Origin of the sequence: Pseudomonas sp. NPDC090208, assembly GCF_044746785.1 — a bacterium.
Taxonomy (GTDB): Bacteria; Pseudomonadota; Gammaproteobacteria; order Pseudomonadales; family Pseudomonadaceae; genus Aquipseudomonas.
In genome coordinates this window covers 466,563-480,854 of the sequence record NZ_JBIVCU010000003.1, presented here as the reverse complement: position 1 = coordinate 480,854, position 14,292 = coordinate 466,563, and the positions used below count along the sequence as shown (strand labels likewise).

At 61.3% G+C, this 14,292-nt stretch carries 10 protein-coding genes; 4 read left to right on the top strand and 6 right to left on the bottom strand.

What is annotated here, in order from left to right; genetic code table 11:
- Positions 1-43 precede the first annotated feature (43 nt).
- Positions 44-976: an AraC family transcriptional regulator gene (locus ACIPL0_RS07840; RefSeq protein WP_400595376.1), complete on the bottom strand. Its 933-nt coding sequence runs from the start codon at positions 974-976 to the stop codon at positions 44-46.
- Between the two features lie 49 nt (positions 977-1,025).
- Here ACIPL0_RS07840 and ACIPL0_RS07835 point away from each other — a divergent pair, with 49 nt between their 5' ends.
- The 3 genes from ACIPL0_RS07835 (at position 1,026) to ACIPL0_RS07825 (ending at position 4,054) form a co-directional block, all read left to right on the top strand.
- Positions 1,026-1,820 (top strand): alpha/beta fold hydrolase, encoded by a 795-nt coding sequence (locus ACIPL0_RS07835; protein ID WP_400595378.1) that lies wholly within the window; start codon positions 1,026-1,028, stop codon positions 1,818-1,820.
- Between the two features lie 160 nt (positions 1,821-1,980).
- On the top strand, positions 1,981-3,540 hold the full coding sequence (locus tag ACIPL0_RS07830; protein WP_400595380.1) for an MFS transporter: 1,560 nt from the start codon (positions 1,981-1,983) through the stop codon (positions 3,538-3,540).
- Positions 3,541-3,625: 85 nt separating this feature from the next.
- Complete coding sequence (locus tag ACIPL0_RS07825) at positions 3,626-4,054, top strand: MarR family winged helix-turn-helix transcriptional regulator (protein WP_400595382.1); 429 nt, start codon at positions 3,626-3,628, stop codon at positions 4,052-4,054.
- A 21-nt stretch (positions 4,055-4,075) separates the two neighbouring features.
- Here the strand turns inward: ACIPL0_RS07825 and ACIPL0_RS07820 are convergent, their stop codons facing one another.
- The 5 genes from ACIPL0_RS07820 to ACIPL0_RS07800 all read right to left on the bottom strand — a co-directional run bounded on the left by ACIPL0_RS07820 (position 4,076) and on the right by ACIPL0_RS07800 (position 13,289).
- Positions 4,076-5,008: a GlxA family transcriptional regulator gene (locus ACIPL0_RS07820; protein WP_400595384.1), complete on the bottom strand. Its 933-nt coding sequence runs from the start codon at positions 5,006-5,008 to the stop codon at positions 4,076-4,078.
- A 101-nt stretch (positions 5,009-5,109) separates the two neighbouring features.
- Positions 5,110-6,084 carry a nitrilase-related carbon-nitrogen hydrolase gene (locus ACIPL0_RS07815; RefSeq protein WP_400595386.1) on the bottom strand — a complete coding sequence of 325 codons (975 nt, stop codon included), beginning with the start codon at positions 6,082-6,084 and terminating at the stop codon, positions 5,110-5,112.
- Positions 6,085-7,163: 1,079 nt separating this feature from the next.
- Positions 7,164-10,097: a TIM-barrel domain-containing protein gene (locus tag ACIPL0_RS07810; RefSeq protein ID WP_400595388.1), complete on the bottom strand. Its 2,934-nt coding sequence runs from the start codon at positions 10,095-10,097 to the stop codon at positions 7,164-7,166.
- 71 nt (positions 10,098-10,168) lie between these two features.
- Positions 10,169-11,680, bottom strand: a complete 1,512-nt coding sequence (locus ACIPL0_RS07805; RefSeq protein ID WP_400595390.1) for a hypothetical protein — start codon at positions 11,678-11,680, stop codon at positions 10,169-10,171.
- Between the two features lie 775 nt (positions 11,681-12,455).
- The gene (locus ACIPL0_RS07800) at positions 12,456-13,289 is read right to left on the bottom strand and encodes a phosphatase PAP2 family protein (protein ID WP_400595392.1); all 834 of its coding nucleotides are present in this window, start codon (positions 13,287-13,289) and stop codon (positions 12,456-12,458) included.
- Positions 13,290-13,677: 388 nt separating this feature from the next.
- Here ACIPL0_RS07800 and ACIPL0_RS07795 point away from each other — a divergent pair, with 388 nt between their 5' ends.
- On the top strand, positions 13,678-14,274 hold the full coding sequence (locus tag ACIPL0_RS07795; protein WP_400595394.1) for a histidine phosphatase family protein: 597 nt from the start codon (positions 13,678-13,680) through the stop codon (positions 14,272-14,274).
- The last annotated feature ends 18 nt before the right edge of the window (positions 14,275-14,292 follow it).

Below are 14,292 nucleotides of genomic sequence, written 5' to 3'. Positions count from 1 at the left end.
TGTTCCTTCTGGGGACGCCACGCGGGCGGCGGTGGGCGCGGGATCAGCCGCGCGGTACGGATTCGCTGGGCGAGTAGCCGAAACAGGCCTTGTACGCCCGGCTGAATGCAGCGTCGGACGAGTATCCCACCCGCAGTGCGACCTCACTGACGCGCATGCTGCCGCCGCTCAACATCTCCGACGCCAGGTGCAAACGCCAGCGCGTCAAGTAACGCAGCGGTGCCTCGCCGACGGTGGCGGAAAAGTGCTCGGCGAAACTGGAGCGAGACATCGCCGCAATCGCTGCAAGCTCCGGCACGCTCCAGGACTTGTAGGGTGCGGCGTGCAGTGCAGCCAGTGCATGGGCGATGCGTTCGTCGCTGAGCCCGGCAATGAAACCCAGACGTCCCGGTGCCGATGACGACCAGGTGCGCAGGGCGCGGATTACCAGCAGATCGATCAGGCGCGACACCATCAGCTCGGCGCCCGGCTGAACGAGGTTGGCTTCGTGCAGCAGAAAATGGGCGATCGCCTGTAGCCATGCCGGTGTGCCGCTGGGGCCGGCTGGAACGTGAATGGTGGCAGGCAGTGACGCCAGGATCGGCGGCAGGCGGCCACCGTCGAAGCGAAACAGGCCACCGATGTAGCGCACGCCCGGCGCGTCGTCGGGTGCGGGTCCGGACGGAGCCGAGCCCACTGCTTCAAGGCGGTGGGCGCTGCCATGGGGCACCAGCAGCAAATCCCCTTGTTCGATCAGCACAGGCGCCTGTTTCGGGTCCGCGAGGGTCAGCCGAGCGCAGCCGCTTTCGATGAAGTAGAAGCGCGACACGCCGTTTTCGACCGACAGGCCCGAGTCGTTCAGCACCCCGGTCACCACGGTTTCACCTTTCAGGCGCACCAGTGCCAGCACCTGCGACAGCACATCGGTTTTTCTCACTGACCCGTCGCTGTCGGCGTTCGGGGCAAGAGTCGCGGCGTTCGGATCATTCTCTTGCATGGGCCTGGCTTCTATCGTGGGCGGGTCAATTTTTCCCACCGAGGTTGTTATGAAAAAGTTTGCAGCACTGCTCGCACTGACCGGCATTACCGCTTTCGGCAACGCCTGGGCCGACACTAAACCGACCATCGCCCTGGTTCACGGCGCCTTTGAAAACGCCGGCATCTGGCAGGGCGTCGAAGCCGGCCTGAAGGCCGACGGCTATCAGGTCATCGTGCCGACCCTGCCGGGCCGCGTCGGCAACCCGGCAACTCCGGACAAGGTCAGCCTGGACCTGTACCGTGACACCGTGCTCCGCGCCATCGGCAGCAGCAAGGCCCCCGTGGTTCTGGTCGGTCACAGCTTTGGCGGTATCGTCATTTCCGATGTTGCCGAAGCAGCGCCGAAAAAGATCCGCTCGCTGGTTTATCTCGCCGCCTACCTGCCAAAGGACGGTGACTCGCTGCTGTCCCTGGCCAACACCGACAAGGACGCGAAGATCGGTCCTCATCTGAACATCGACAAAGCCCACGGCATGGCTTCGGTGGAGCAGGGCGCACGCGCCGACCTGTTCGCCAATGACGGCCCCGAGCAACTGCGTCAGGTGATTCCCGGCCTGATCCTCGACGAGCCGCTGGCACCGCTGGCGACCCCGGTGAAACTCAGTGCCGCAGCCTATGGCTCGGTGCCGAAGTTCTACGTTCACACCGCCCGCGACCAAGTGGTCAGCCCGTCGCTGCAGGCGAACATGGTGGCCGCGACGCCGGTACACAACGAAGTGACGCTCGACACCGGGCATACCCCGTTCCTGACCAACGTCAGCGGTGTGGTGCAGGCCATCGAGCACGCGGCGGCCGGTCACTGATCGCTCTTGCGGCACACTCGCCGGCGCCCGTGATGTCACGGGTGCCGGCTTTTTTTGCACCGTTGGTCATGAGTGCAGATACATCGATGCATACGCATTGAATAAATTTTTACAAATTGTATGCTGACTGTAATCTAAAATTTTCCACAGGAAAATGATCGTGAGCGTCGATGCGGAAAAAACTGCCAATCCCCGGATCATCCTGATCGTCATCGCGCTGGTATCGTCGCTGGTCATGCTCGATTCAAACGTGGTGGCGGTGGCGCTGCCGACCATCGCCAGCTCACTGAACGCCGATTTCGCCGATGTGCAGTGGGTCATCACCGCCTACGTGTTGCCCTTTGCCGCCTTGCTACTGGCGGCGGGATCGTTCGGTGACAAGGTCGGGAGGCGTCGTTCTGCGGTGATCGGCATGTTGCTGTTCGGCCTGTCGTCACTGGCTTGTGGACTGGCAGTGTCGCCATTGATGCTCAACCTGGCGCGGGCCGTGCAGGGCGTGGGGGCGGCGCTGTTGCTGACCGCGTCGCTGGCGATCATCAACCACACCTTTCAGGGCGCGGAGCGAGCCAGAGCCTATGCGTTCTGGGGCGCCAGTCTGGGCGTGGCCATCACCTGCGGGCCGATCATCGGCGGGGTGATTTCCAGTGTGTTCGGCTGGACTTGGGCATTCCTGATCAACGTGCCGATCTGCACCGCGCTGGTCATCGCCACGCTGAAAACCGTACCCGAGTCCCGTGATCCCGACGCCAGAGGGCTGGATTACACCGGCATCGTCACGTTCAGCAGCGGCCTGTTCCTGCTGACCTGGGCGGTGATCGACGGCAATGCCCTGGGCTGGACCACGGCTGCGGTACTGTGGCGCATTCTCGGCGGCGTGTTGCTGTTGGCGCTGTTCGTCTGGGTGGAAAAGCGTCAGGCCAACCCCATGGTGGATTTCGCCATTTTTCGCTCGGCGCATTTCGCCGGCACCGTCGCCTCGATGGTGGGCTATGCGGCCGGGGCGCAGGTGATGATTTTCTATTTGCCGCTGTACCTGCAGAACGCCTTCGGTTTCGCCCCGATGATGGCCGGCATCGCCATGTTGCCGTTTGCCTTGCCGATGTTTCTGGTGCCGCGGGTGGCAGCGAAAATCACCTGGCCGTCCCGGGCGATGCTGTGCCTGGGGCTGAGTGTGACACTGGCGGGCAACCTGTCGATGGCGTTGCTGTGTGGCGTCGATGCCTCGTATGCGTTGTTCGCCCTGGGCATGCTCGTCGCGGGCACCGGGGCTGGCATTCTCAACGGCGAAACCGCCAAGGCGGTGCAGGGCGCCTTGCCGGCCAACCGCTCTGGCGTCGCGTCCGGAATCGCCTCGACCATTCGTTTCACCACGTTGTTGTTCGGTGTCGCCGCGCTGGGGGCGATCCTGCTTTCGGGGTTGCTCAAGGCGTTCACCCCGCTGGCGCAGGGCATGGGGTTGTCGCCGCAGCAGGCGGTGGAGATCGCCAAGCGCTTCTCGGCGGGCGATGCCGGGCTGGCGTTGTCGGCGCTGCCCGAAACGGTGAGGGACGGTATCGCCAGCGCGTTGCGCAGTGCGTTTGAGGCCGGTTTTGCCAGCGCGGCATGGGCGGCTGCAGGTGTGGCAATCGTTGCGTTGCAGCTGACCCGTGTGTTGATGGCGAGTGCCGTGCCTGCAGAGCCGGTCGCTGCGGGCGAAGCCTTGTTTGTCGCGGATGAATGAGCCTGCGTTGACGGCAGTTGGCCGGTAGAACACTCTGCCGGCACCTTTTTTTGGCTGACTGCCCACACGCCCGAGAGGAGAGCCGATGGCCACCCGATGCCTGTGTACCAGCGTCCGGCAATTGTCCCGCCGCATGACGTCGATCTATGAAACCCATCTGAGCCCGTACGGCGTCAGCGCGCCGCAGTTTTCGCTGTTGCAGCGTCTGCACCAACTGGGGCCGATTGCCAATCTGGCGTTTGCCGAGGCCATGGGCATGGACCGCAGCACTTTGAGCCGCGGCCTGAAACCGTTGATTGCCGAAGGCTGGATCGAAACTGTGGACATGCCTGAGAGCGCGCTGGTCGACAAGCGCTCGTTCGGCTTGCAGCTCACAGCAGCGGGCGTCGACAAATATGCGTCCTGCCACGGGGCCTGGAAGAAGGCGCAGATGCAGTTGCACAGAACCCTGGGCGCGGAACTGTCCACGCTGTTGCTGGACACCACCCAGGATGTCTATCAGCGGCTGGCGTAACGAGGCGCCAGCCGCTGTGCCTTAATGCCGATGGGCGCGACGGAACACCTGCGGCGGCTGGCCGAAGGCGCGGATGAACGCCCGGCGCATGCGCTCCTGATCGCCAAAGCCGGTCTCGAAGGCCACCGCATCCACTGTGTGGTGGCCGGCTTCGATCATCAGTCGCGCCGATTCGACCCGCAGATGTTCCACCGCCTTGGCCGGCGACTGGCCGGTTTCGGTGGTGAACACGCGGCTGAACTGGCGCGCGCTCATGTGCGCGATCGCCGCGAGATTGTCCACCGACAGATCCTCTTTCAAATGCTGCCGCGCGTAGGTCAGCACCACCTGAATGCGGTCGGACTTCGGCGCCAGATCCTGCATCACCGAAAACTGGGATTGTCCGCCCGCGCGGCGGTGATACAACACCAGTTGCTTGGAGACCATGCGTGCGGTGTCTTCGCCCAGATCGTTTTCCACCAGCGCCAGCGACAGGTCAACGCAGGCACTCATGCCGGCGGCGGTCCAGATCGGTCCGTCGTTGATGAAAATGCGGTCTTCGTCGACCTTGATGGCCGGGTAGTTCTGCTGCAGTTCACGGGCATGGCACCAGTGCGTGGTGGCACGACGACCGTCGAGCAAGCCCGCCTGGGCCAGTGCGTTGGCACCGGTGCAGATCGAGCCGACGCGGCGGGTCATGACGAAGGATTGGCGCAGGTAGTCGATCAGGCCGGCGCTGGCCGGCCGAATGACGTTGTCGCCCAGCACCAGCAGCGTGTCGAAGCGGCGGTCGTCGAAGGCTTCGGTGTCCACGGCAAAGCCGGCCGAAGTCTTGACCAGGCCACCCTGTTCGGACAGCAGGGTCACGCGATACACCTCGCGCCGGGCAATCAGATTGGCGATTTCGAAGGTGGCCGACATGGAAAGCCCCAGCACCTGAAAGCCGGGGTAAACGATCAGTCCTGTCTCCAGCATGGTTGCACCTGTGGCTGATGGTTGCGTATGAGGTTCGATGGCAACGACAACGCCCCGTTTCCGGCTTGCAGCGGAAACGGGGCGGTGATGTCGTCTGCCAATCAGAGGCTGCTGTCTTCCTGCGCTTCACGTACGTCCAGCGCCGGGTGCGCCTTGCGCTCATGGACGTGGCTGTGTGGCGTACGGTCGATCACCAGGCTCAGCAGTTCCGGACGGCTGTAGTGGCCGCGAGAATCCATCTGGCGCTTGCGCTTGTCGATTTCCCACAGGTCGAGGTCGGCAATCACTTCACCTTCACCTTCGGTCAGCGAGCCGATCACTTCACCTTGCGGGTCGATGATGGCGGTGAAGCAACCGCTGGAAATCGGCCCGATCGAGCAACCGGTGTCGGCCATGATCTGCGCCTGCTGCTCCGGGTACAGCCATGCAGTGGAGTTGACCACGAAGCAGGCCGCTTCCAGGGCGTGCATGCGGATACTGACTTCCATCTGCCGGGTGAACAGGTCGCCGGCGAACGAACCGGGGTACATCGAGGCGTGGATCTGCTCGCCGTCGGCCATCAGCGCATAACGCGCCAGTGGATTGTAGTGCTCCCAGCAGGCCAGTTGCCCGACCCGGCCGACGGCGCTGTCGACAGCCTTCAGACCTGAACCGTCGCCCATGCCCCAGATCATGCGCTCGTGGTAAGTCGGCGAAATCTTGCGGCGGGCCTGGATCAGCGTTCCGTCGGCATCGAACAGCAATTGCGTGTTGTACAAGGTGCTGCCGTCGCGCTCGTTGACGCCGATGGACACCACCATGTTGGCTTCTTTCGCCGCCTTGCCGATGGCATCGGTGGCCGCCGACGGCACGGTCACGGCCTGGTCGAGCAATTTGTAATGCTCGCTGCCCATCTCGAACGGTGTCTGCACGAAGGAAAAGTAGGGGTAGTAAGGGACGATGGTTTCCGGGAACACAGCGAACTGCACGCCCTTGGTGCCCAGCTCGCGAATCTTGTCGACGACTTTGGCGACAGTGCCTTCACGGCTGTACAGCACAGGGGCGATCTGAACGGCGGCGGCTTTGACGATGGTCATTTGTAAAGCTCCTCACACAGTGGGTTGGGTATCGAGTGAGGTTAAGATTACAGACCAAATCCAATGACTGTATGACGCAGTTCCCTCGTTTTATGCCGTTGTTGTCAGCGGCTCTCTCGTGGCTGAACCCGTAGCAGTCCGGCTACAAAAAAACTGTGGGAGGGAGCCCTGCTCGTGAAAGCGGCGGGGCAGACACTGCCGAGGTATCTGACCTGCCGCGTTCGCCAGCAAGCCGGCTCCTACAGGGGTAGTACGGTTCGCCAAGATCAGTCGGATGACCAAAAAACTGTGGGAGGGAGCTCTGCTCGCGAAAGCGGTGTGTCAGACACTGCCGAGGTACCTGACCTGCAGCATTCGCCAGCAAGCCGGCTCCTACAGGGGTAGTACGGTTTGCCAAGATCAGTCGGATGATCAAAAACCTGTGGGAGGGAGCTCTGCTCGCGAAAGCGGCGGGTCAGACACTGCCGAGGTATCTGACCTGCAGCATTCGCCAGCAAGCCGGCTCCTACAGGGGTAGTACGGTTTGCCAAGATCAGTCGGATGACCAAAAACCTGTGGGAGGGAGCTCTGCTCGCGAAGGCGGCGGGTCAGACACTGCCGAGGTATCTGACCTGCCGCGTTCGCCAGCAAGCCGGCTCCTACAGGGGTAGTACGGTTTGCCAAGATCAGTCGGGCGACCAAAAACCTGTGGGAGGGAGCTCTGCTCGCGAAAGCGGTGGGTCAGACACTGCCGAGGTATCTGACCTGCCGCGTTCGCCAGCGAGCCGGCTCCTACAGGGGTAGTACGGTTCGCCAAGATCAGTCGGATGACCAAAAACCTGTGGGAGGGAGCCCTGCTCGCGAAAGCGGTGTGTCAGACACTGCCGAGGTATCTGACCTGCAGCATTCGCCAGCAAGCCGGCTCCTACAGGGGTAGTACGGTTTGCCAAGATCAGTCGGATGACCAAAAACCTGTGGGAGGGAGCTCTGCTCGCGAAGGCGTCATTCCAGCCAATCATGCATCGACTGACCCAACGCCATCGCGAGCAGAACTCCCTCCCACAATGCTCATCTACCCGGCTTGTCAGCCCACCACGCCGTTACGGGAACAACAGCTGCAACGTGACATCCGCCTGGGTATCAAACACCTTCGCGTACACCTGTTTGATCGAGCTGTTGTAGTAGTACGCGTTGACGCTGGAGGCCGCCAGGGCATCGGGGTTGCCGACGTTGTTCAGCGCGATGTTGCCCAGGCTCACCGATTGCGGCTCTTCAGCGCCGAGCAGCGACACGTAGTAGAACGGCTCGGCCGGGGTGTACTGATCGAACACACGCTGGATGCGGATGTTCTGGCCATTGTCGATGCCGGTGTGGCTGATCTCCGTCAGGCGATAGGCCTTCTGCGTGGCGTATTGGGTGCTGATGCCATCGTCCAGATACAGCGTGTAGCTGGAGTCCTGGCCCGGGTAGATATTGAACGTCAGCGGGTTGACCGCCAGTTGCCCGACCCATTGCTCCAGCTGGCGCATCGGCAGGATAGCCCCGGCGCGAATGTACAGCGGCACCTGGTCGAGCCCGGCGTAATAGCCGGTGACCAGCGTGCCGCCGTCGATCACGCTGCCCAGCGGATAGTCGTCATCCATGAAGGCGTACCACTGCGAACCGGCTGGCAGGTAGATGTCGCGGGTCGGCGAGGTGGGCGGGCTGGCGGTTTCATGAGGGTTGAGGATCGGCGCCACCAGAATGTCGCGACCGACGAAGAACTGGTCGTTGAGGTGGTTGTAGATCGCCGGGTCCGTGGTTTCGTTGAGGAACAGCGCCCGCGCGATCGGCATGCCGGTCTGAGTCGACTGGTACAGCGCGTCGTAATAGATCTGCATCATCCGGTAGCGCAGCTCGACGTATTTGCGGCAGTTGCTCGGCACCGGCTCTTCATAGGCATAGGGTTCCTGGAACTGCTTGACGTAACCGTCGTAGTGGTTGCGATACCACGGCAGGAACGAGCCGAGTTGCATCCAGCGGGTCAGCAGCTCGTAGTTGGTCACCATGCTTTCGCCAACGCTGCCGCTACCCGGGCCGAAACCGCCGATGTCGCAGCCGGACAGCGGAATGCCGGACAGCCCGATGTTGAGCACCTGCGGCAGGTTGACCTGAAGGAAGTCCCAGCTCGACGCCGAGTCGCCGGTCCACAGCGCCGCATAGCGTTGCAGCCCGGCGTAGCCACCACGGGCGATGATGAAATTGCGCTGCTGAGGACGCAGTTGGTTGATGCCGTTGTACGTGGCCTGGCTGAGCAGCAGGGCGAAGGCGTTGTGTACCGTCGCGTGGGGCACGCTTTCGCCGAAACTGGTGACCATCAGGTCCAGCGGTGCGGTCTTCCACGGGGACAACACGCGCACCTCGCCGGGTGGCGGTGCTTCGCCGTAGGCCGGGCTCGGGTCGGGTGAGTCGTTGGCCGCTTGCTGCATCTGCGGGGTGTCGTAATAGGCGTAGATGGCCGGGTCGGTCATGTCCTGCCAGATCATCTCCAGCCCCGACGACAGCAGGTACTGATACTGCTGGCCCCACCAGGTCGCGACTTCAGGGCGGCCCAGATCCGGGTAGTAGCCGCCGGAGCCCAGCTGCGTCTGGCCGTTGACCGGTTTCAGTGGCGGGTAGCTGTAGGGGTTGCTGCCGTAGTTCACGCCGTAGTTTTCTTCACCGACGAACAACGAGCCGTCAGTGGGCAGCCCGGCCCGCACGTTCTTGATGAAATAACCCTTGGCGACGCCTTCATCGCGGGTCGAGTAGGCCGCCTCGTTGCCGCTTTCGTCGAGGGGGTTGTTGGTGATCATCGCGGTGATGTTGGTGCTGCACTTGAAGCCGTTGCTTTTCAGGCTGGAAAACATCGCATCGATTTGCGGGAATTTGGCCTGGCTGCTGGTGAAGGTGCGGTAGTTGTCCTGCAGGTCGATGTCGATGTGCAGGCCGTCGATGGGAATGCCGGCGTTGCGGTAGGCATCGGCGGCGCCGGTCAGTTTGGCCTGATCGAAATAGCCGTAGCAGCCCTGGTGATAGCCCAGTACGTACTTGGGCACGAAGGCCGGGCGCCCGGTCAGTTGGGTGTACTGGTTGACGACATCGGCCGCCTGGCCGCCGAGCATGAAGTAGTAATCCAGCTCGCCATACAGCGCGCCGAAATAGTACATGCCGTCCATGTTGGAGTAGTCGTTGGCGCCGACGTTGAAATACGACTGCGAAGGGTTGTCGAAAAACACCCCGTAGCTGTACGCCGGGCCGGCGTTGGCGCCTTGCGGGCTGGGGTTGTTCTCGATCAGCAGCGGCACCGAGCAATACAGCGGCTCGCTGGGGTTGAGCGGCCCGCCCTGTTCATAACCGGGCAGGGGCCCGGAGTCGTATTCGAAGTTGTCGAAGTTGAACTGGGTCAGGGTAAAGCCGTTCTTCGCCAGTTGGTTGCCGGCCTTTTCGCCAAAGCCGAAGTAGTACGCGTTGTTTGGGGTCTGCTTGAAGTTGGCGACCACTTCCTGGCCGGGAATGTAGACCAGGTTGTAATACTGATTACTGTCGGTGGTGTCGCTGTGGATCAGTTGCAGGCCGCCGTTTTCATGGCGGAACACTTGCAGCGCATAGGGTTGCAGATTGACCCGCACCTGCATGTAGCCGGTGTCGACCAGCAACACCGATTGATCGTTCTGCAGCACGTTCAGCGACACCTCGCCCAGCTCGCGATTGACCACGGCATAGGATTTGTCGCTGTCGTAGCGGGCGTTGGCCGCCGGGTTGAAACGCACCCGCAGGCAGGTGTCGGACAGAAACGACAGTTGCAGGCTGACGTTGTTGTGCTGCGCCGTGAGCAGAAACACGTTGCCGCTCTGGCTGACGCTGCTGACATTGCCGAAGGCCGTCCAGTGGCCCAGGTTCGGGGTGAAATTGTTCGGGGTGACGAACTGATAGCTGCCCGCCGGATCGGTCTGCTGATAATCGCGGGCGCCGTGGGCGCTCATGTAGGCTTTCTGGCTCGGGGTGCGATTCATGCTCATGCTCATGTTCAACTTCCTCCGTGGAATGCAGGGCCGAGGCGTGCCTCGGCGCCGGGTTCGGGTCATCAAGGGGCGGGCTTTTTCGCCGGTTCGGTCTTGTCGGTGGTACGGAAATGCGCCAGTTGCTGGAACATCCAGCTGAAGTCCGAACTGCTGGGGCCGTTGAACAGGGCCGTCTTGACCCCGCTCGGGCTGATGGTGAACGCGCTGGCGATGCCTGCCGAATAGTGGCAACCCATGCAGCTTTCGGTGGCGAAGATCTGATCGGTCACCGCTGGCGCGCCTTGTTCTTCGGTGCCTACCGGCTGATTGCCCAGCTGGAAATAGGTCTCCATGATCGAGTTGGCCAGGTACACCGGCGTCGGTCTGCCACCGGGCTTGTTGTCGACGCTGTCAGGCAATGTGTTCGGGCCCGGCGTGGTCGGCGGCGCACTCGGGTCGGTCGGCCACTGAGTGCCGATCAACTGGTAGTACTGCCACACCGAACCCATCTCGTGCAGTTGCGCCTGCACGTCGCGGTTGAGTTGCTGAGTGTCCAGCGGGATCGGCACTACCCGAGTGACCTGGGTGCGCAACTGGCCGCTGGCGGCGTCCTTGGTCGGCGGATAGGTGTTGACCAGGCAGGTCGGGCAGTCCGGGTTGTTGAACGAGGGTTGCAAGGGCTGCGACTTGCCATTCACGTCAGCCGTGTCCAGCGGGTTCACTTGCAGGTTGTCGACGTGTTCGAAGGTCGACCAGGTCCATTGCGGCGAGGTGCCGGTCTTGTGCGCGATGTGCATGCCGACCAGGCCGACTTTCACGTCGCGCCAGCCCTTGCCGCCGTCGTCCTTGAGCACCGTGGCGGTGGTAGTGAAGTAGCGCTGCGCAACGTCGCCGGCTGTTTCGTCGAGGATTTTCCACGCCAGCTTGATCTCGATGGAGCCCGGCTGCTCAGGGTGATTGAACAGCCCGGCCGGCATGTTCAGCGAGTTGTGGTTGGCGGCGAAGGCGATCTGCCCGTCGAAGTTGTACAGCTCATTCTTGACGATGTACTGGGTCTCGGTGTCGTTCATCAGGATTTCGTAATAGGCCAGGTTGCCGTGCTGGTCCCATAACGGGTGAGTGAACGCCTGGGTGGTTTCGTCCAGCACCGTCAGCGCCTTGGTCGCACTGACGATCGACAGCACCCGCTTGCTGCGGTCGGTGGTCGCCAGTGCGCCGAGGGAAATGCCATGGCGTGAGGTCACTGCCTGACGCACCGGTTTGGCCGCCATCGGGTCGCTGAGCAGCGGCGGTTGGCCGTCGGCGCGGAACAGTTCGAAGGCTTCGTGCCAACGGGTCCAGGCCGGCGGGCCAAAGCCGGTGTCGGTGAGTTTCGGTGCCGGTTTGCCCTGTTCGCCGGTCGGCCAGTTGATCGCCAGAAACTGCTGCCAGGAATACACGTCAAACACTCGCTGGGTTTTCGCGAATTCGCCTTTCTTGTTCAGCGCGTTGATCAGTGCCGGGTCGACATCCGAAGGAATCACCGGGCTCAACGGCAACGGCAGATCCGGGGAGTAACCGCCGGCATCGGTGGCGGCATACAGCGGACCGGCCACTGACAACAACCCTGAAAGTAAAAAGCCGATAACAAGCTGTCGGCCCGATGACAGACCGGGCCGATTGAATACACTGCGCCAGAATGATCCGCGCAAAAGCGTCACACTTTTCATATGTCTGTTCCTTGACCAAGTGCAGGTTTTGCACGAAAAGTGGCTGCGCTCAGCCAGGCTGCGTTAAAAACAGGCTCGGAATGCTCATTTACAACACGTAAACTCCGCTTCCTCGCCTGTTTTTGCCTTGCCTGGCTTTCGCTCGCCGACTTTCGCACTAAAACCAAAGTTAATAAGGCGGGCACAACAAGACTCACGCCCGCATTCCTGCGGACGCGCTCAAGTGTCAGCGCGGTGATACAAAACGGAATAACCGCCACCGGACGCTTGAGAGGCTTGTCTTGGTTTTTTGTGCCTGACAGGGTTTAGCAGGCGACAGGGGAGGCGTCAAATACCGATGTTGGCTGCATGTTGATGGCTGTCGCGCTGTACCGGTCATGAATATGACGGCTCTATTGAACGACGATGACGAAGGCTTTCAAAGTTGCGTCAAATTATCGGCCTTGTTTAATTAAACGATGTACAACAAGGAAGACAACTCATTGAAACACGCCACAGTTATTCGACAGCCGAGGCGTATTAAACACAACTTGATCGGGAGGACAACTTTCGTTCGGGGGCTGGAACGATGCAGGAAGGCTATGAGGGGAGACGGGCGAAAAGAACAAAAACTGTACCTGGCAAAGGGTCGCCTTGGGGCGACCCTTCGTACGCAGTGGCGTCAGAGCGCCCGGGACGGTGTCGAGGCGCTGACCGGTTTGACCGCCGGGCCTGCCGGACGGGGTGGTTGCGCCAGTTGACGCCAGCCGTAGAACGCCAATGCCGTACCCAGCGCACTGAGCCAGACAATCACGCCCGCCCAGAAAGTGTGGGACATGAAATGCCAGCCCTGAATGACGCGGGTGGTGCCGTAGATCGAACCCAGCACCAGCGATGCGTACAGAATCGCCTTGGCATGACGCCAGCGATAACGCCGCGCGATGAAGTACAGGGCCAGCACGGTAAAGCCGCTGGAAGCATGGCCGCCCGGCCAGCAGCGGCCGGCACCGGCTTCATGGAACAGGCTGAAGTTTTCAAACCATTCCTTCTTCTCCATGGTGCCGCCGTACAGGGTCGTTTCGACCGGGCAATAAATGCTGGTATGGCTTTTGAAGAAGTGGATCATGCCGGTAGTGATGGCGAACGCGACGACAATGAACAGGAAGTCGCGGCGATGTTGCGCGGTAAAGCGCAGAACCGGCGCCAGCCGCACTGTTTCCAGGGTTGCGATCAGGCGGTCGTTGCGGCCGGGTTTGAGCAACGGCCAGAGCAGTGACAACACCGAGCCAATGACTGCCAGTTCACCGGTCCAGTCGGGGATGACGCGGGGCCAGCGGTGGGTCAGGTTCTCGAAAAAACGGTCATGGGCGAACGGAAAGACCTGCTTGGGGTAGTACAGCCAGTCGCTGATCACCTTGTCCAGAGACGTCATGTCAAAGACCAGAAACGTTGCCAGCGCGATGGCAATCGGTAGGCCAAGGTTCCACAAAAAGAATCTGGTTTTATCGGCGTGCACGTTATGAGTTCCGTCGCGGCTGGCGTAAAAAACGAGGGCATTGCCCGGTGATAGCCGGCAACTTACGGAGGGTTTCGTCAACCGAAGGTGAAACAAATGTGAAAAGACTTTTCACATTTGCTCTATCTTTAAATTGTTACCGGAATACGTTGCAGTTAAAAAGAAAAAAGCCTGCAGTCGATTCAACACAAAATTCACAATTCATTGACCGAGTCGCAACGAGTCTGTCTCTAGAGTGCATGGATATAACTTGATTGTCATGGACCTCGCCTTTCGCTGATTGGCCGACAATTAATGGAGCCTGATTGTGAAAACGATATCGTCATCCGCGTTCAAGACTGACCTCTTGCACTCGCTATTTTCCACGCCCCGGGCGCGGAAAATGCTGATGGTTTTCATGATCCTGTTGTTGTTGGTCCTGACCACCGGTTACATGTTCTGGCCGCGTTCGCCGGTCGACCTGAGCCGCGGAGACGCCATGGACTCGGCAGGCCTTTATGCACGCTGGAGCGCCGGTGACGTCATCGTGGTGGTTCGCCACGCCGAACGCTGCGATCGCTCATCGAACCAGTGCCTCGGCCCGGCGGACGGCATCACCCAGTACGGCAGTCGTGTGTCGGCCGACGTCGGCTCCTCGCTCGGTGCGCTCGGCCTGGAACAGACCGATGTCATCACAAGCCCCGCGACCCGTACCGCGCAGACTGCGTTCTATATGTTCGGCCATGCGGTGCAGACTCAGGACTGGCTGTATGACTGCGAAAAATTCGACATGAACCAGATAGCGGCGCACAAGACCAGCCACCACAACCTGGTTCTGGTCACCCACAGCGGCTGCATCGGCCAGCTGGAAAAACAGCAGGGCTACCCGCACTCCGACATGAGCGAATACGACAGCGCCTTGTTCATCGCGCCCGACGCCCAGGGGCACTTGAGGATTCTGGGGAAACTGAATCCTGAAAGCTGGAAACAGATCGCCAAGCGCTGATGCGCTTGCTTGCGGCGC